This window comes from Secundilactobacillus collinoides DSM 20515 = JCM 1123 (assembly GCF_001435975.1).
GTDB classification, from domain to species: domain Bacteria; phylum Bacillota; class Bacilli; order Lactobacillales; family Lactobacillaceae; genus Secundilactobacillus; species Secundilactobacillus collinoides.
Window position 1 is genome coordinate 69189 of the sequence record NZ_AYYR01000023.1, and the last position, 17650, is coordinate 86838.

At 47.0% G+C, this 17650-nt stretch carries 18 protein-coding genes; 15 read left to right on the forward strand and 3 right to left on the reverse strand.

What is annotated here, in order from left to right; all coding sequences use genetic code 11:
• Positions 1-4: 4 nt before the first annotated feature.
• Both FC82_RS05505 and FC82_RS05510 read right to left on the reverse strand, forming a co-directional pair.
• On the reverse strand, positions 5-841 hold the full coding sequence (locus FC82_RS05505) for a fructosamine kinase family protein (protein WP_056996428.1): 837 nt from the start codon (positions 839-841) through the stop codon (positions 5-7).
• 36 nt (positions 842-877) lie between these two features.
• On the reverse strand, positions 878-1735 hold the full coding sequence (locus FC82_RS05510; RefSeq protein WP_153020975.1) for an N-acetylmuramoyl-L-alanine amidase family protein: 858 nt from the start codon (positions 1733-1735) through the stop codon (positions 878-880).
• Positions 1736-2255: 520 nt separating this feature from the next.
• Here FC82_RS05510 and hisS point away from each other — a divergent pair.
• The 8 genes from hisS to FC82_RS05550 all read left to right on the forward strand — a co-directional run bounded on the left by hisS (position 2256) and on the right by FC82_RS05550 (position 11765).
• Positions 2256-3542: a histidine--tRNA ligase gene (hisS, locus tag FC82_RS05515; protein WP_054762631.1), complete on the forward strand. Its 1287-nt coding sequence runs from the start codon at positions 2256-2258 to the stop codon at positions 3540-3542.
• 13 nt (positions 3543-3555) lie between these two features.
• Complete coding sequence (gene aspS, locus FC82_RS05520; RefSeq protein WP_056996429.1) at positions 3556-5346, forward strand: aspartate--tRNA ligase; 1791 nt, start codon at positions 3556-3558, stop codon at positions 5344-5346.
• Between the two features lie 340 nt (positions 5347-5686).
• Positions 5687-6229, forward strand: coding sequence for a peptide-methionine (S)-S-oxide reductase MsrA (gene msrA / locus FC82_RS05525; protein WP_056996430.1), 543 nt, complete (start codon positions 5687-5689; stop codon positions 6227-6229).
• Positions 6230-6324: 95 nt separating this feature from the next.
• Positions 6325-7200: a YitT family protein gene (locus FC82_RS05530; RefSeq protein WP_056996431.1), complete on the forward strand. Its 876-nt coding sequence runs from the start codon at positions 6325-6327 to the stop codon at positions 7198-7200.
• 404 nt (positions 7201-7604) lie between these two features.
• Positions 7605-8759, forward strand: a complete 1155-nt coding sequence (locus FC82_RS05535) for a CDP-glycerol glycerophosphotransferase family protein (RefSeq protein ID WP_056996450.1) — start codon at positions 7605-7607, stop codon at positions 8757-8759.
• A 23-nt stretch (positions 8760-8782) separates the two neighbouring features.
• A complete protein-coding gene (locus FC82_RS05540; protein WP_054762633.1) occupies positions 8783-9589 on the forward strand; it encodes an ABC transporter permease in 807 nt (268 codons plus the stop codon).
• 28 nt (positions 9590-9617) lie between these two features.
• Entirely contained in the window at positions 9618-10838 is a 1221-nt protein-coding gene (locus tag FC82_RS05545) for a CDP-glycerol glycerophosphotransferase family protein (protein ID WP_056996432.1), read from the forward strand.
• Between the two features lie 3 nt (positions 10839-10841).
• Positions 10842-11765, forward strand: a complete 924-nt coding sequence (locus tag FC82_RS05550; RefSeq protein WP_054762635.1) for a deoxyribonuclease IV — start codon at positions 10842-10844, stop codon at positions 11763-11765.
• A gap of 278 nt (positions 11766-12043) precedes the next feature.
• Here the strand turns inward: FC82_RS05550 and FC82_RS05555 are convergent, their stop codons facing one another.
• Positions 12044-12883 (reverse strand): pyruvate, water dikinase regulatory protein, encoded by an 840-nt coding sequence (locus FC82_RS05555; RefSeq protein WP_054762032.1) that lies wholly within the window; start codon positions 12881-12883, stop codon positions 12044-12046.
• A gap of 189 nt (positions 12884-13072) precedes the next feature.
• On the opposite strand from FC82_RS05555, the gene rpsU reads away from it, so the two are divergent.
• The 7 genes from rpsU (at position 13073) to era (ending at position 17426) form a co-directional block, all read left to right on the forward strand.
• The gene (gene rpsU, locus FC82_RS05560) at positions 13073-13258 is read left to right on the forward strand and encodes a 30S ribosomal protein S21 (RefSeq protein WP_054710489.1); all 186 of its coding nucleotides are present in this window, start codon (positions 13073-13075) and stop codon (positions 13256-13258) included.
• A 68-nt stretch (positions 13259-13326) separates the two neighbouring features.
• Positions 13327-13773 (forward strand): GatB/YqeY domain-containing protein, encoded by a 447-nt coding sequence (locus tag FC82_RS05565; RefSeq protein WP_054762030.1) that lies wholly within the window; start codon positions 13327-13329, stop codon positions 13771-13773.
• Between the two features lie 255 nt (positions 13774-14028).
• Entirely contained in the window at positions 14029-14379 is a 351-nt protein-coding gene (locus FC82_RS05570) for a glycoside hydrolase domain-containing protein (RefSeq protein WP_056996433.1), read from the forward strand.
• Between the two features lie 228 nt (positions 14380-14607).
• Entirely contained in the window at positions 14608-15576 is a 969-nt protein-coding gene (locus FC82_RS05575) for a PhoH family protein (RefSeq protein ID WP_056996434.1), read from the forward strand.
• Positions 15577-15640: 64 nt separating this feature from the next.
• Positions 15641-16126 carry an rRNA maturation RNase YbeY gene (gene ybeY / locus FC82_RS05580; RefSeq protein WP_056996435.1) on the forward strand — a complete coding sequence of 162 codons (486 nt, stop codon included), beginning with the start codon at positions 15641-15643 and terminating at the stop codon, positions 16124-16126.
• A complete protein-coding gene (locus tag FC82_RS05585; protein WP_056996436.1) occupies positions 16110-16499 on the forward strand; it encodes a diacylglycerol kinase family protein in 390 nt (129 codons plus the stop codon). Before ybeY ends, FC82_RS05585 begins: the two co-directional genes overlap by 17 nt.
• Before the next feature lie 21 nt (positions 16500-16520).
• Positions 16521-17426 carry a GTPase Era gene (gene era / locus FC82_RS05590; RefSeq protein ID WP_056996437.1) on the forward strand — a complete coding sequence of 302 codons (906 nt, stop codon included), beginning with the start codon at positions 16521-16523 and terminating at the stop codon, positions 17424-17426.
• The last annotated feature ends 224 nt before the right edge of the window (positions 17427-17650 follow it).

Here is a 17650-nt window from a genome sequence, read left to right on the forward strand (position 1 = left end):
TTGTTTAGTAGGCCCTAAGAATGCGGTCAACAGCGCCACCGTAAGTTTCGCCAAACAGGTTCAGGTGCGCCATCAAGTAGTACAGTTGATACCATGGCAACCGATCGTTAAACCCAGGCTTAACTGGGTAAACTTCGTTGTAGCCGGCATAGAAATCGGCATCAAAGCCGCCAAAAATCGTGGTCATCGCAAGGTCAAACTCCCGGTCACCGTACACCACATCTGGGTCGATCAACGCAGGCTTCCCATCGGCGGTAAACATGTAGTTGCCCGCCCATAAGTCACCGTGCAGCAAACTGGCTTCAGTCTTGTTTTGGTGATAAAAATCGAGAATAATGGTGCGCAGATGATCGAGATGGGTTTGCCGATCAGGAGACCATAACCCGTGCTCACTGGCTCGTTTGGCCAATACATCTAACCGTTGATAAACATAAAATTCACCCCAGTTGTCCTGCCAGGTGTTGATTTTAGGAAGTTTACCATCAACGTTGTGGGCAAACCCAAACTGGTCATTGTGCACCTGGTGAACGTGAGCAACGAGGTGGCCGAGATCACGCTGACTGCCGGAACCGCTCTCCAGCCAAGATAGGATCAAGTAAGCGTCGCCGTCGATTTGGCCGTTGGCAATCACTTGCGGTACCAGTGCTGCTTGACCCAGCAAGTTAAGCCCGTCGATCTCATGTTGATAAAAAACAGCCTCGCGATGCGGCTGGACGAGCAGAAAATAAGTGTCACTGCCCTTGGTGAGTCGGTAAGCCTCGTTAATGTCCCCGCCGGAAACGGGTGTGGCGGTATCCACCGGCGCAATGGGCAACTGTGCTAACCATGTGTTTGAAACCATAACTGAAGCGACCTTTCTTTTAGTGAGTGTTAATAATCAATTGTTTGCTTTTGCCTTAAAATAGGCGGCTAAGCCCTTGGTCACATCCTTGGCTACATGCTCTTGGTATTTCGCTGAGCGGATGTGTTTGAAATCCTTTGCGGTGTTGATATAACCCATTTCCAGTAGCAACGCAGGCCGCAGATTGTCGCGAATCACTTCGAAGTTGCCGAATTCGACACCACGATTGGTCAACGGCAATCCGGTCAGATGGCTGTTAATTGTCTTGGCTAATTTCAGGGACGTCGACTTGTGATAGTAGTACGTTGTAAAGCCGGAACCAAGATTATCCGATGGGGCGGAGTCAAAGTGAAAACTAATGAAGGCGTCCGCGTGGTTATCCGTGGCCAGTTCCGGTCGAGCACCCAGTGATACCGTTTGGTCGCCAGTGCGGGTCATAATCACGTGCGCGCCGCGGGCCTTCAGCAGTTTGCGAACTTTCTTAGCTAATCGCAGCGTATACGTTTTTTCATCGTGTTTTTGGTCGATCGACAGGGCACCGGAGTCGCTGCCGCCGTGACCTGGATCCAATACAATGGTTGCCTCAGATAAACTGGTGGCACTCTTGACCTTTGTGTTCTGATTGATCAGCCAGCTGGCTACCCAGCCGAAATGGTGGTCGTTGTAGCGGATACGGTACCAGTTATCCTTCTTTTTAACAACGTACACGGCTGAGCCCTTCTTTAGGGTGCCGGTGGCTTGATAGCTGATGCCGGGTCCTTTACGAACGTTGATGTTGCTCATGGGGACGGTGAGGCGATTTTTCCAAATGGTGGTCAAAATTGTCCCGCCGCCAATAATAAGAATTGCAATAACGACCACCATCGGCAGCCAATGTTTTCTGAGATAGTTCACGATACGTCCTCTATTCCTAACGTTGTTGCAGAACGGCTAGGCAGCCCGTCTGCGAATGTGTTGTGCGTTACCCCCGTGGGTGATGCTTATGTGAAGAAATTGTTTCACGATTTTGCATGATGGCACTGACCAGCCGAGATGTTTGGCTGGGCATTTTGCACCACGCAATAATTTTGGTGAGACATTATCCCTATATTATAGTGTACTTGTTACGAAATTAAAAATTAAGATAGCCTTGACTTTTATCTGTGAAATCGTTAATCTTAACCATAGTTAAATAAGATACACCGATGACGAAGACCAGTAGGCGGCTGCCAGCTTTCAGAAAGTATCCGGTTGATGAAAGGATACAGCAGTGTGACCGCTCAAGACACTTTCGAGGTGAATAATGCAGATTATTCGTGTCCAACGTTATGGATGAGTAAAATTAAGGTGGTACCGTGCCAAGCACCCTTGTGAAAACAAGGGTGCTTTTTAGTTTCATTCGCACATGAACCGATAATCAAGAAAGGAGTTTTATATGCGTTACCAACGACCAAAAGGAACCGCCGATACGTTGCCAGCTGACACGCGTCACTGGCAGTACGTGGAAGGCATCGCGCGCGACGTCTTTGCCAAGTATCGGTTTGAAGAGATCCGCACGCCGATGTTTGAAAACTTTGAAGTCTTTTCTCGTACCTCAGGGGATACTTCAGACATCGTGACAAAAGAAATGTATGACTTTAAAGATAAGGGTGACCGTCACATCACACTGCGGCCTGAAGGGACTGCCGGCGTGGTGCGAGCCTTTGTTGAAAATAAATTATACGGTCCCGAAACGCAAAAGCCCTACAAGGTCTATTACATGGGGCCAATGTTTCGTTACGAACGGCCGCAATCCGGCCGGCTGCGTGAATTCCATCAAATCGGGGTGGAAGCATTCGGCAGTGACGAACCGGCTCTTGACGTTGAAGTGATTGCAGTGGGTCGCGACCTGCTGAAGCATTTCGGCATCGATAATGTTCGGCTTGCGGTAAACACATTGGGTGATCAACAAACCCGTGACGACTACCGTAAGGCACTTGTGGCTTACTTGGAACCCCACTATGAGGAACTGAGTGACGACTCCAAGACCCGGCTTTACAAGAACCCACTGCGGGTCCTTGACAGCAAGGACGAACAGGATCAAAAGTTTGTTGAGGGCGCACCATCGATCCTCGACTATCTGACGCCGGAAGCACAAGCACATTTTGACGAGGTTCAAAATTTGTTGAAGGCATTGGACATTCCGTTTGAAATCGACCCGACAATGGTTCGAGGGTTGGATTACTACAACCACACGATTTTCGAATTTATGGTGAACTCAAAGGCGCTGGGTCATGGCTACACGACAATTTGTGCTGGCGGCCGGTATAATGGTCTGGTATCAGAATTGGGCGGCCCCGAAATGTCAGGTGTCGGCTTCGGGATGGGTGTTGAACGTCTCCTGTTATTGATGCAGGGCGAGGGCGTTGCATTTCCTGACCAGCACCCACTGGATGCCTACCTGGTAGGTATCGGTGAGGGCGCTAACGCTGCTACACTGCAAGTCGTTCAAGCCTTGCGAGGCCAAGACTTCGCAGCTGACCGCGACTATTTGGCACGTAAACCAAAGGCCCAGTTTAAAACGGCCGATAAGTTAAACGCCAAGTACACCCTGACGATTGGTGAAGAAGAATTAAAGACGAACACGATCCACGTGAAGAACATGGCTTCTGGTAATGAAGTCACGGTTCCGGTGGCCAACGTGACATCTGATTTTGCGGCAGTTATTGCCAATATTGACTAAGGAGAAATTTTTAATGAAGCGAACAACATACGCAGGACTCGTTGACGAGCAGTACCTCGACCAAGACGTTGTCCTCAAAGGTTGGGTACAAAAGCGCCGGGATCTCGGGGGATTGATCTTTATCGACCTCCGTGACCGGGAAGGTATCGTTCAACTTGTGTTCTCAGAAGAATATGACAAGGACGCGTTGGCCGTGGCTGACCAACTTCGTAACGAATACGTCATTGAAGTGAAGGGCCACGTTGTAAACCGGGCCGACCGCGAGATCAACCCGAAGATGAAGACCGGTAAAATTGAAGTACGGGTCACTGAAATTAACCTGTTAAACAAGGCGAAAAACCCGCCATTCTACATTCAAGATGACATTAACGTGTCTGATGAATTGCGGCTGAAGTACCGCTACTTGGACCTGCGTCGGCCTGAGATGCAACGCGGTCTGCTGATTCGTAACCGAATCACTCAGGCAGTCCACAGCTACTTCGATGAGAATGGTTTTATTGATATTGAAACGCCAGATCTGACTAAGTCAACGCCTGAAGGGGCTCGGGATTACCTGGTACCTTCACGGGTCTATCCAGGGCACTTCTACGCCTTGCCACAATCGCCGCAACTGTTCAAGCAGTTGCTGATGGGGGCCGGTTTTGACCGTTACTACCAAATCGCCCGTTGTTTCCGTGATGAAGATTTGCGTGGCGACCGTCAACCAGAATTTACCCAAATTGATATGGAAACATCCTTCCTCGATGCTGAAGAAATTCAAGATTTGACTGAAGGCTTGATTGCCCGTGTTATGAAGGAAACCCTCGGCATTGATGTCAAGCTGCCATTTGACCGTCTCGACTGGGACGACTCAATGGCCCGCTTTGGGACCGACCAACCGGATGTTCGTTTCGGTATGGAACTGAAGGACTTGGGCGACTTAGTCGATGACCTTGGCTTCAACGTCTTCAACAACGTGTTGAAGGATGGCGGCCAAGTTAAGGCGATTGCTGTTCCTGGCGGTGCTGACAAGTACTCCCGGAAAGATATCGACAAGTTCGTTGAACACATCGACCGTTTTGGCGCCAAGGGCTTGCCTTGGTTAAGGGTCACTGAAGATAACTTCACCGGGCCAATTGCCAAATTCTTTAAGGACAACGCCGACCTTTACCAAAAGATCACTGAACGCACTGGTGCCAAACCTGGCGACATGCTGCTGTTCGCTTGTGATTCAAAGCGGGTCGTTGCCCAAACGTTGGACTACTTGCGTCGGACCATTGCTAATGAACTTGGCTTGATCGACGAAAACAAGTTTGCGTTCCTCTGGGTCGTGAACTGGCCACTGTTCGACTACGATGTCGACTTGAAGCGCTGGGTTCCAGCGCACCATCCATTCACGATGCCAAAGCAGGGTGATGAGCACTACTTGGACGAAGGCGAAGATCCTCATCAAGCTTACGCCCAGTCATATGACATCATCTTAAACGGTTTGGAACTTGGCGGCGGATCGATCCGGATCCACACTCGTGAGCTTCAAATGAAGATGTTGAAAGCCCTTGGCTTTACTAAGGAACGGGCCGAAAATCAATTTGGTTACCTCCTGAATGCCTTGGACTACGGCTTCCCGCCTCATGGTGGTCTGGCCATCGGTCTCGACCGGTTCGCCCGGTTGCTGGCTAAGCGCGGCAACATTCGTGACGTCATTGCGTTCCCTAAGAACTCAAAGGCTGTCGAACCGCTGACCGAAGCGCCTACCACGGTTTCAGACAAGCAACTGCAAGATTTGAGCTTGTTTGTGACTAAGGAAGACGACGATAAAAAATAATATTCATATGAAGCACTGCCGTTGCGGCGGTGCTTTTTTAATGTCATCGAGTAGGTGATAGGAGGTCCGCTTTATTCTGCTATCAGAGAAATTTTGGATGTTGCAGTCCAGTTAAAACTGAGTATCGAATTTCATTGCTTCAAGCCTGGTCGACGTTGTGGGCGTGAGGCAATCGTCTATTTATACGTGGACGGGTTGGTGTCTCACTTCATTTTGCAGATCTACCGGTTTAATTCGCATCACGTGATTTGCCTGTGTGGTCAGACCTGCGACACACATAGCTTGTAAGCCAGTGACAACTGCGGTAAAATAAATGGCATTAAATTTCGAGGTGAAGTACATGAGTGAACATGAAGAAACAGCAATTTTTGCTGGGGGTTGTTTTTGGTGCATGGTTCAGCCCTTTGATACGTTGCCTGGTATCAAGCAGGTGATTTCCGGTTACACGGGCGGACACGTGGCCAACCCGACGTACGAACAGGTCAAGGCACACAAAACGGGTCATACCGAAGCCATCAAAATCGTTTATGATCCAACGGTGGTTTCCTATGCTAAATTGGTGGACATCTACTGGCAACAGACTGATCCAACCGATGCCATGGGCCAATTCCAAGACCGCGGCGACAACTACCGCCCAGTAATTTTTGTTCAAAATGAAACGGAACGTCGGATTGCTGAAGATTCTAAGGCCAAATTAGCAGCCAGCGGCCTGTTCGATAAGCCGATCGTGACGCAGATCGAAGACGTGAGACCGTTTTACGATGCAGAGCCTGAGCATCAGGAATTCTACAAGTTTCATCCAGAGCGGATGGCGGCCGAAGAAGCTGCTGGTCGGGCCGATTTTGTTAAGAAATACTGGGAAAATAACACTAAAATTAAGTAAACCATGAAAAAATGACAGTTGAATCGGTTTAAGCGATAAGTTATGGTAAGATTGTTGGAGCATAGATAGAGACAATAATCAAAGAGGGTTACTACATGGACGACGTACAGCGCCTAATTAAACGCCATCAATCAATTGGAAAGATTTCAACTGCTTTTATTTACGGTATTTTAGTGTCAGTGGCCATGAACTTTTTCTGGACACCGGGTCACATTTATTCTTCCGGGATCACTGGGCTGGCCCAGCTGGTCACGACCTTGTCTGAACGGCATTTGTCGTTTTCAATCTCAACGGCCATTGGGTTGTTTTTACTGAACGTGCCATTATTCATTCTGGCCTGGCGAAAAATCAGCCACCAGTTTGCAATGTACACGATGATCACAGTCTTTATGGCCAGTTTAATGATCAAAATGCTGCACCCAGTTCACTTAACCACGGACCCGATCGTCTGTGCGATTTTCGGTGGGGCGGTCAACGGGTTTGGGACTGGATTAGCACTCAGAAACGGTATTTCTACCGGGGGGCTTGATATTCTCGGTATCGTCATTCGTTGCAAAACGGGGCGCTCTATCGGGACGATCAACATGGCCTTTAACACACTGATCATTATCGCGGCTGGCTTTATGTACGGCTGGCCCTATGCGTTTTATTCCGCAATTGGGCTGGTGGTTAATGCGCGGGTCATGGACATGACGTATACGCGACAGCAGCTGATGCAGGTGATGATCATCACTGACCGGCCAAAAACCGTGATTGATTCCATACAAAACCACATTCGGCGGGGAATCACCATTGTGCACGATGCCGAAGGTGCGTACCATCACGATAACAAAACAATTTTATTTACCGTTATTTCACAGTATGAAATGAACGATTTGGAAGAAGCGATGAACGAGGCAGATAACAGTGCCTTCGTCAGTATCTCAGAGCTGTACAAGGTTCTGGGGCACTTCTACGAACCGAAACTATAGGATAAGACCGCAAAAAGCCTAGTGTGGAAAAATTCCACACTAGGCTTTTACTGTCGAACAGGGTAAAATGGGTGTAATGGTCTGGAACCAGAACTGCTGATTGACCTGCGTAGCCTTAAAAATCAGACAGCCAGTATAATTAATGCTATTAATGAGAGATAACTGGCAAAGGTTGTCGTCTGAGGTGGGATACAACAATGTGTAAGTGCGTCAGTTAATCACCAGGAAGATGTGTATGTGTTGTCATTCTAGCCAACTTCTCGGCTTTTGTGCCAAGTCCTAAAGTTTAAGCAATTCATAAGCATTAAATTCTGCTTAAAATTACGGTTAGCTTAAAGTGATGTGGTATAATACCAAGTTGTGCGTCGGAAGGGGCACGAGAATTCATAGAATTGGTGGTTGTCGTGAAAGCAATTTATATATGGTTAGTTCGTTTTGTGTCGATCCTGCACTATTTTTCCAGTTCCAAGACCAAGCGGGTTATTTATCTGATGAGTTTTGGCAATAATTTGCATTTTATCGCCAAACTAGCTGATGAGCTGCCTGACCGGGAACGGTTACTAGTGTTGTATCGGCCTTCAGCAGAGGTGGAAGCCACCGAATTAGCTGCGTTGGGCATTCAGGTGATGCCGTTTCAAGATAATCTTCACTTTGTCTTGGAGGGAATCCCGAAGTTAATGCAGGCAAAGCTGATTTTTTGCGATAACTACTATGCGTTTTTAGGCGGTATGGTACACCCGCGGCACGCAAAAATCGTGCAGCTGTGGCATGCCAATGGCGCTATAAAGCGTTTTGGCTGGGGCGACCCCAAAACCGTGCAGCGTTCAAAGACAGACCAGCGCCGGTTTCAACGGGTCTATAACCAGTTTGATGACTACGTCGTTGCATCACAGGCGATGGGCAAGGTGTTTGAAGAAAGCTACCGAGTGCCCGCAAGCCGCATGCAACTGCTTGGTTATCCAAGGTCTGACCGATTCTTTTCGGAGAACTGGCGGCAAACTGCAGTCCGGCGCGTCCAGCGTGTCGCACCGGATCTGTTGCAGCACCGGGTCATTTTGTATGCCCCAACATACCGGGAGAACATGCATTTTGAGCTGTCGAAGGACTTGAAAGAGGCCTTGATGGCGGATCCAGATGCTATCGTTGTTGTGAAGCTGCATCCCGTGTTACGAAAATACGAGCAGCAGTTTAGCCAGGCCTCGCACCACCAGATCCGGTTTTACCCGAATCTGTCCACGACGGACATATTGGCAGTTAGCGAAACGCTGATTACTGATTATTCGTCAATTGCCTTTGATTTTAGCTTACTGCATTCAGCCCACAGTTTATTATTTTACATGTCGGACTTAGAATCCTATGCGAAAAATCCGGGCATCCAGCCGCACTTCTTAAAGTGGTTGCCAGCGCAGCCCTTAAAGACGCCGACGGAACTTAGGCAAGCAATTATTGCTGATCAAGCTACTGATTATTCAGCGTTTAACCGTCATTGGAACACCTACAATGATGGTCAAGCCACTCAGCGGGTTGTGAAATATTACTGCGGCTATTTAGGAAAATAGTCGGTTTAAAGGAGTGTCATAACTTGAAAGAGGTTATCACCTTATTCAAAGAGCAGTTCAAGAACATGGGAATCGTGTTTCGAATCTCACGTTATGAGGATATGGCGAGCTACCAAAGTCATTATCTAGGATTAGTTTGGGAGTACCTGTACCCGTTGATCCAAATTTGTATTTACTGGTTAGTGTTCGGGGTCGGCTTGAAGCACGGCACGAGCAGCGGCGTAGATTACCTGCCTTGGATGGTTATTGGGATCACACCTTGGTTCTTCATGAACCGGGCAACTCTAGATGCTTCAAAGAGTATTTACCAACGGGTGAACATGGTTTCAAAAATGAAGTTCCCTGTATCGGTGCTGCCTTCCATCCGGATCATCTCTAACCTGAGTTCATTTTGGACCATGTTGGTGGTATCGATTTTCGTTGGTTTTCTGTACGGTGTCCGGCCAAACCTTTACTGGTTCCAGTCCATCTACTACTTCTTTGCGATGATGATGCTGATGCTGGCCTTTGGGATCTTCAACTCCGCCGTTTCGGTTCTGATTCGGGACTACCACATCCTGCTGCAATCTGTTATGCGGATACTGTTTTACCTGTCAGGCGTGCTGTTTAACTTTGAAACGGGCTCATTCCCACCAGTTATTGTTCGGATCATGCAAGTTAACCCATTCTTCTACGTGGTTTCCGGTTTCCGGGAAACGTTGTTTGGGCAAGGCTGGTTCTGGCAACGACCAACGCTGACACTGAGCTTCTGGTTCTTTGTCCTGTTCTTCCTGTTGGTCGGGTCACACCTGCACTACAAGTTCCGAGCACGGTTCGTTGATTTAATTTAGTGAGTATTTTAATTTAGGAGGAATCATGATGGCACTGTCTCGGGTAATTAACCAGATCGTTAAGGGACTCAAAATCGTGATTCGTTATGGACTCATCGTGATAAACGATGGGTTTATTTTGTTTTCACCCAAAAAAGATCTGTTAATGTTTGAAAGTTTTAACGGCAACGATATCAATGACAATCCGGCCGCCATTTATCATCAATTGGTGGCAACACACCCGGAACTAGCGAAAACGGCGTATTTTGGTGTGAAACCGCGGTACTACGCAAAACTGAAGGCGAAATATCCTCATATTTTGCTGGTTAAACGTTTTTCATTCAAGTGGGTCTGGCTAATGGCACACGCCCATTACTGGGTGTTTAATTCCCGGATGCCAAACTGGTGGCGCAAAAACCGCAAGACGATTTACATTCAAACCTGGCATGGGACGCCGCTGAAGCACTTAGGCGTCGACATTGAAAACGTGTCGATTCCGGGCACGACGACTGAGGATTATTACCAGCAGTTTACCCGGGAAGCCAGTCGCTGGGATTACCTGATTGCACCGAATGAGTATTCAAAAAAGATTTTCCGGTCAGCCTTTCAGTTCCATAACCAGTTCTTGGAAATCGGCTATCCGCGAAACGACGTGCTGTATCAAAATAACCGCCCAGATACGATTCGTGATCTGAAATCGCGACTTGTTGGCAATCCGGATGCCTCCGTGATCACTTACGCGCCAACGTGGCGTGACGATGACGCTATTAAGAAGGGACAGTACCATTTCCAATTGCCGTTTGACCTGCAGCGATTTTTGAACCAGGTTTCCGAGGACACAATTTTGGTGTTGCGCCCACACTATTTGGTTAAGGATAAAATCGATATTCACGGGTTCGAAGACCGGGTCAAGATTCTAGCTGATGAGGACATTGCAAACTTGTACCTCATCACCGATTTGATGATCACAGACTATTCGTCAGTAATGTTTGATTTTGCCAATCTGGAGCGACCAATGCTGTTCTATGCTTACGATTTGGAACATTACCGTGATCAATTGCGCGGCTTTTACTTTGATTACCAAGCTGAGATACCTGGTCCGCTAGCCACCAATGAAGATCAGCTGATGACTGACCTAGCAGCGTTTCAACGTGACGGTGGTTTTCAGGATCATCACACGGAGCTTTTGGGATTTAACCAGAAGTATTGCAGTTGGGAAAACGGCACTGCTTCAGCGCAGGTTGTTCAGGTTATCGAAAAGGGGTTGTAGGACATGACATTTTTGATTGGGTCACACGTTAGCATGAAGGGTAAAGACATGCTGCTGGGGTCGGCACAGGAAGCCGCCAGCTATGATGAAAATGTGTTTATGGTATACACTGGGGCACCGCAAAACACCCGTCGCAAACCGATCGACGAGTTGAATATTCCAGCTGGACACGCGTTTATGAAGGCACACGGCCTGCAGCAGATCGTGGTCCACGCACCGTACGTTGTGAACCTGGGTAATACGGTGAAACCAGAGAACTATCCGTTTGCGGTCGAGTTCTTGAAGGAAGAGGTCAAGCGGGCGGATGCGTTGGGTGCCACTCAAATCGTTTTGCACCCTGGTGCTCACGTTGGCGCGGGACCAGAACCGGCCATTGCACAAATTTCAAAGGGGTTAAACGAAATCATTACGGCAGACCAGCACGTTCACATCGCCATTGAGACCATGGCTGGTAAAGGGACCGAGGTCGGCATTACGTTTGAACAGATTGCTGAAATGATTGATCAGATCAAGTTGGATGATAAGGTGTCAGTCTGTTTTGATACTTGCCACACCAGTGATGCGGGTTACGATATTGCTGGCGACTTTGATGGTGTGTTAAAACACTTCGACAACGTTATTGGTCTGGAGCGGTTGCAGGTGATTCACTTGAACGATTCCAAGAACCCCCGTGACAGCCATAAGGACCGCCATGAACTGCTGGGAAATGGGACGATTGGGTTCGATGCGTTGAACGCTGTTGCCCATCATCCGCTACTGGAAAATGTTCCGAAAATCATGGAAACGCCATGGGTTGCCATTGACAAAAAGCACAAATTACCGCCTTATGCGTACGAAATTGCGATGTTAAAACACCAACAATTTAATCCGCAGCTTGAAGCAGACGTGCTTGCTGGGGTGCCGGTTGATGCGTATTTGAACAGATAATAGGGGTGTTGAAGTGTGCCACACCTTTTTCTAATAACAGTTCAGTAGTTGCGTTTCATCTGTGCTTTTTAGATCACTCCTTCCCGCAGGACAAAGACTTAAACAAAAGCGGCCTATTTTACAAAATTCAAATCAAGAATTTTGTAAAATAGGCCGCTTTTGTGGCTTTCATCAGTCGAGTTACAGCACGCGTTGTTATTAGATACATCTAGGAGGCAAGTCTCGCTAGGTCAGGGAATGGAAATGATTCCGCTCCATACCCGCCTGCTATAATTACTTTAATCCTTAATCGTATCCACTTCAGCCGGTTCCAGGTTCAAACTTTCAAGAATGAGGGTGGCGGTTTCTTCAATCGACTTATTGGCTACGTTGATCTCAAGACAACCGATTTTCCGGTAAATCGTATCTGCGTACTCGAGTTCAGCTTTGATCTTGGTGGTGTCTGAATAATCGCTTTCAGCTGGCAGCCCGTATGAAATCATACGCTGCTGACGAATCCGGCGCAGAACTTTTGGACTATTAGTTAAGCCAATAATCTTCTTCGGGTCGACCTTCCACAGATTGTCTGGCAGCTGCGACTTAGGCGACAGCGGTAAATTGGCTACCTTAATGCCACGGTTTGCCAGAAATAGTGACAGTGGTGTTTTCGAGGTCCGTGACACGCCTAAAATGACAATGTCCGCCTTTAAGAGGCCAGCGGGGTCCTTGCCGTCATCGTAAGCGACAGCGAATTCCATGGCGCTGATACGGTCAAAGTAGGTGTCGGTTAAACTGTGGTTCATGCTTGGAATTGCAGCTGGTTGAACGTGGCTGCGGTTGGAGAGCACCTGCATGGCAGGTTGAATGCAATCAAACGATTCGAGATTGTTCGCCTTAGTAAAATCTCGGACTTGTTCAGTCAGTGATTTCGTGACTAATGTATAATACAACACGGCATTCTTTTTCTTTGCCAAGTCTAAAATACCCTTTAGGATTGATTCCGTTTGGATAAATGGAAACCGCTGGTATTTCACGTTTAAATCAGGGAATTGCGCGACGGCTGTTTGGGCTACCGTCAGCGCAGTTTCACCGGATGAATCCGAAATGATAAAGATTTCAATGAGTTCATTTTCGGCCATTTTCGTTACCTCCTGATGTCAGATAGCTTTAAGTCTAGTTTAGCATAAAACCTTTCGAAAAAAGCGTTTGTTTTATTGACGATTCGCTTCGAGATATGTATAATTAAAAAGAACTGTTGAGGTGAACGTTATTTTCGTAATGCTCATTTTTTACAAGTTACTACTTGAGTCCGGAGGGAGGGAATTTACATGACAAAGACAGTCGTTCGCAAAAACGAGTCTCTTGACGATGCTCTTCGGCGCTTCAAACGAACCGTTTCAAAAAGCGGTACATTACAAGAATACCGTAAACGTGAGTTTTATGAAAAGCCAAGCGTTAAACGCAAATTAAAATCTGAAGCAGCACGGAAACGTAAGAACAAGCGTCGTTTCTAGTTGTTGAAAAGGTTCCTGTGTTTACGCGGGGCCTTTTTTTATGAAATTAACTCTGGGAGGAATACGAAATGTCATTAGAGACTACATTAAATGAAGACTTAAAGACCGCTATGAAGGCCCACGACAAGCTGGCACTGAACGTCATTCGGATGGTTAAAGCATCACTGACCAACGAACGCGTGAAGGAAGGCCATGATCTGACTGCCGACGATGAACTCACCGTGTTATCACGTGAGATCAAGCAGCGTAAAGAATCCCGCGAAGAATTTGCTGCCGCTAACCGTCAGGATCTCGTTGACGGCTTGGACAAGGAACTTGATTTTCTTGCTAAGTACGCACCAAAACAATTGAGCGATGACGAAGTAAAGCAGATCGTCACTGATACGATCAGTGAAGTCGGTGCTTCTTCCATGGCTGATTTTGGTAAGGTGATGGGTGCAGTTATGCCAAAGCTGAAGGGCAAGGCTGACGGTGCCATTGTCAACAAACACGTGAAGGCGCTGTTGAGCAAGTAAATTGATATTGAAGTCTGGGCAAGTATTGCCCAGGCTTTTTTGATTTGCTCGTACATAGTTAGCGAGACTGTGGCTGAATCAAAACGCCAATTACCTCAAATAGTGTTAATATAAGGCACAGTTGTCATATACAATTGATTGATAACATACGGTTCTATTACTTTGAGCTGTTTCGTTGCAATTAATCATAAAAGCGCTTACCCTAAAGAAAATTAAGTCCATTAGATGAGTCAATTATAGTTTGGAGGGGTCGACATGCTCGATGTAAAGAATTCAATTGAGCGGTTGTCATGGACGGTAGAACATCATTTTTTGCACATTCAGGCGCAACACGACTTTATGCGAGCCTGGGCAATTCAGTTTGAACTGGCCTACACGGATTTTCGGGTGATTCAAATGGCATTGCAGTTGTCTGGGGACGAACATCACGAGCTGCTGGCAAAGTTTTCAGCAGCCTATGAAAAGGTCTTTAATTATGAGTATGCGTTTGTTGCCGGCGGGTTGGAAGGTTTTAACGAAAAATATGGTCAGGAACTTGACCAGTATGAGCAAGCAGAGAAGGAGACACTGGCTTTGATCGATGAAATCAGTGCGATAGACAACTAACGCTTGGTTTAAGACAATAAACAGGACTACTGGTCGGTTGACTGGTAGCCCTGTTTTTTCTTGCATTTTATGAGTGCGATACGTTCCTGCTTTTCCGCAAAGATGAGCGTTCCGAGACGCTTGTCGCAACTTACACTGTTACGGGTAAGTGTGACAAGCTTTTTGCGTGCATTTGTCGTATAATATATAGAGCGAAAGACTATTCTAATACAAAGGAGTCAATGATATTTGGCTGACAATACACAAACCGAAAAAGAATTTATCCTCGCCAATCCTGAACGTGAAATTTCGTTATTAGGCGCGCAGGATCAATTCGTTTCATTACTTGAAGAAGGCCTCAACGTCACGGTTAATCCGTTTGGTACGACCATTAAGGTTGCTGGGGAACCCTTCCAAGTTGAAAAGGCAATTACCATTTTACAAAAAATGGATAAACTAGTTGAAGAGGGCATCCAAATCAACAGTGCCGATGTTGTGAGCGCCATGAAGATGGCTGATCGCGGTACGTTAGATTACTTCTTGGACCTGTACACTGAAACTTTAATTAAGGATGCCAAGGGTCGTCCGGTTCGGGTCAAGAACTACGGCCAACGCCAATACATTAACGCCATTAAGCACAACGACGTGACTTTTGGGGTCGGACCTGCCGGAACCGGGAAAACGTATCTGGCAGTTGTCATGGCCATCGCTGCTTTGAAACGCGGCGACGTCGAAAAAATCATTTTAACCCGGCCTGCTGTTGAAGCTGGGGAAAGCCTTGGGTTTTTGCCCGGAGATTTGAAAGATAAAGTTGATCCGTACCTGCGACCAATTTATGATGCGCTGTATGCAATTCTGGGTGCAGAGCATACGAACCGCCTGATGGAGCGGGGCGTGATCGAAATCGCGCCGCTGGCCTACATGCGTGGCCGGACGCTGGAGGGTGCATTCGTCATTTTGGATGAAGCCCAAAACACAACTAACGCACAGATGAAGATGTTTTTGACCCGGTTGGGCTTTGGCTCAAAGATGATCGTCAACGGTGACGTGACTCAAATCGACCTGCCGCGCAACTCTAAGAGCGGACTGGTACAAGCCACCAAGATTCTTCAGGACGTTAAACACATTGAATTCGTTGAGTTTACCGCTGATGACGTGGTTCGGCACCCAGTGGTTGCGGCCATCATCAACGCCTACGAGAAACTTGAAAGCAACTAGTCGTTTCGATAGGCGTACTAGGCAAAATTCATACAGAAAATATAAAAAAGCGAGCGTAAAATAAATGGATTTAGAGATTTACGATGAAACAAACGATGGGTTCCCAGAAGAAAAGGTGAAGCTGATCCGTGACGTCTTGGAGTATGCCGGCAAGTACATTAAGCTTGGCGAAAATACTGAGATGTCAGTGACTTTGGTGAATAACGATCGGATTCAAGAAATCAATAAAGAATACCGCGGTGTTGACCGGGCAACGGACGTTATTAGTTTTGCTATTGAGGATAGTGCCGAGGATGATGAATTTCCAATCGTCATGGATGATGAATTGAGTGAGGAGATTCCTGAAAACATCGGTGATATTTTCGTTTCTGTCGACAAAGTCGGCGAACAGGCTGATTTTTTGGAACATTCGTACAATCGTGAACTGGGTTTCTTAGTCGTGCACGGGTTCCTGCATTTGAACGGGTATGATCACATGAAACCGGAAGACGAAAAAGTGATGTTTAAACTACAGAGGGACATTCTGGACGCTTATGGGCTTAAACGATAAACAAGTTAAAAAAAACAAGTCGTTTTGGCAGTCATTCGGCCACGCATTTGATGGCGTGAAGAGTCTGGTGCTGACGGAGCGAAACTTTCGCAAGCACCTGGTATTTGCAATACTTGCCGTTGTGCTTGGCATCATTGTGCGCTTGACGATCAACGAATGGCTGTGGGTCACTTTGGCCATTTTTATGGTGGTTACTGCGGAAGTCCTCAATACCGTGGTGGAATCAATCGTTGATCTGGTTGTCGGTGAGCGCTACGAGGCGGCTGCGAAAAAGGCCAAAGATGTGGCAGCAGGCGGCGTCTTGTTGGCGGCGTTTTTTGCGGTCATTATCGGCTGTTTTGTTTATATTCCAGAACTACTCAAGTTTGTTTGATCAGCACAGGAGGAAAAATAATTGGATAATCCAAACTTTAAATCAGGGTTCGTTGCTATTGTCGGCCGGCCCAACGTGGGCAAGTCAACCTTATTGAACCGGGTGGTGGGTCAAAAGGTCGCCATCATGTCCGATAAGGCGCAAACCACGCGAAACAAAATTCAGGGTATTTATACCACTGATGAAGCACAAATCGTGTTCATCGATACGCCCGGAATCCACAAACCAAAGAGTGAGTTAGGCGACTTTATGGTGCAGTCTGCACTTTCCTCATTGAACGAAGTCGATGCCGTTTTGATGATGGTTAACGCCACACAAAAACGCGGCGCCGGTGATAACTTCATCATCGACCGATTGAAGAACGTGAAACAGCCGGTTTACTTGGTGATCAATAAAATTGACCAAGTGAAACCAGATGATTTGCTGACCATTATTTCACAGTACAAGGACGCTTTACCATGGCAGGAAGTTGTTCCAATTTCCGCGCTTGAAGGTAACAATGTCGTTGAAATGCTTGAGAAGATCATCGATACGTTGCCAAAGGGTCCGCAATACTACCCAGATGATCAGGTCACAGATCACCCAGAACGTTTCGTTGTCTCAGAACTGATTCGTGAAAAGATCCTGCAGTTAACGCGTCAGGAAATTCCGCATTCAGTAGCTGTGAATGTCGAAAAAATGAGTCGTCAAGATGAAAAGAAGGTTCACATTCAAGCAACGATTATCGTGGAACGGCCAACGCAAAAGGGAATTTTGATCGGCAAGGGCGGTTCGATGTTGAAAAAGATCGGGACACTTGCCCGCCAGGATATCGAACGGCTGTTGGGCGACAAGGTCTTTTTGGAGCTGTGGGTCAAAGTTGTGCCAGGCTGGAAAGACAAGAAGTCAGCACTTCAGGCTTATGGTTATAAGAAGAGTGATTATTAGTATTGCTCCTGTTTCATCGGATGTCTGCAGCGTTTATTTCCGCTGATGCGGGTTGATGACAGAAAATTAGGACGCCGCCGTTCACATTTTGATTGTAACAAGTAACGGCTGCGTTCTAATTGGGCGATAACGCACATTTTAAAGCGACCATCCGAAATTTGAGACAAATTCGGAGTTGTTTCAACGCCATTTTTTTAATACAAGAGGCGTGGCTGAGTCGCGTT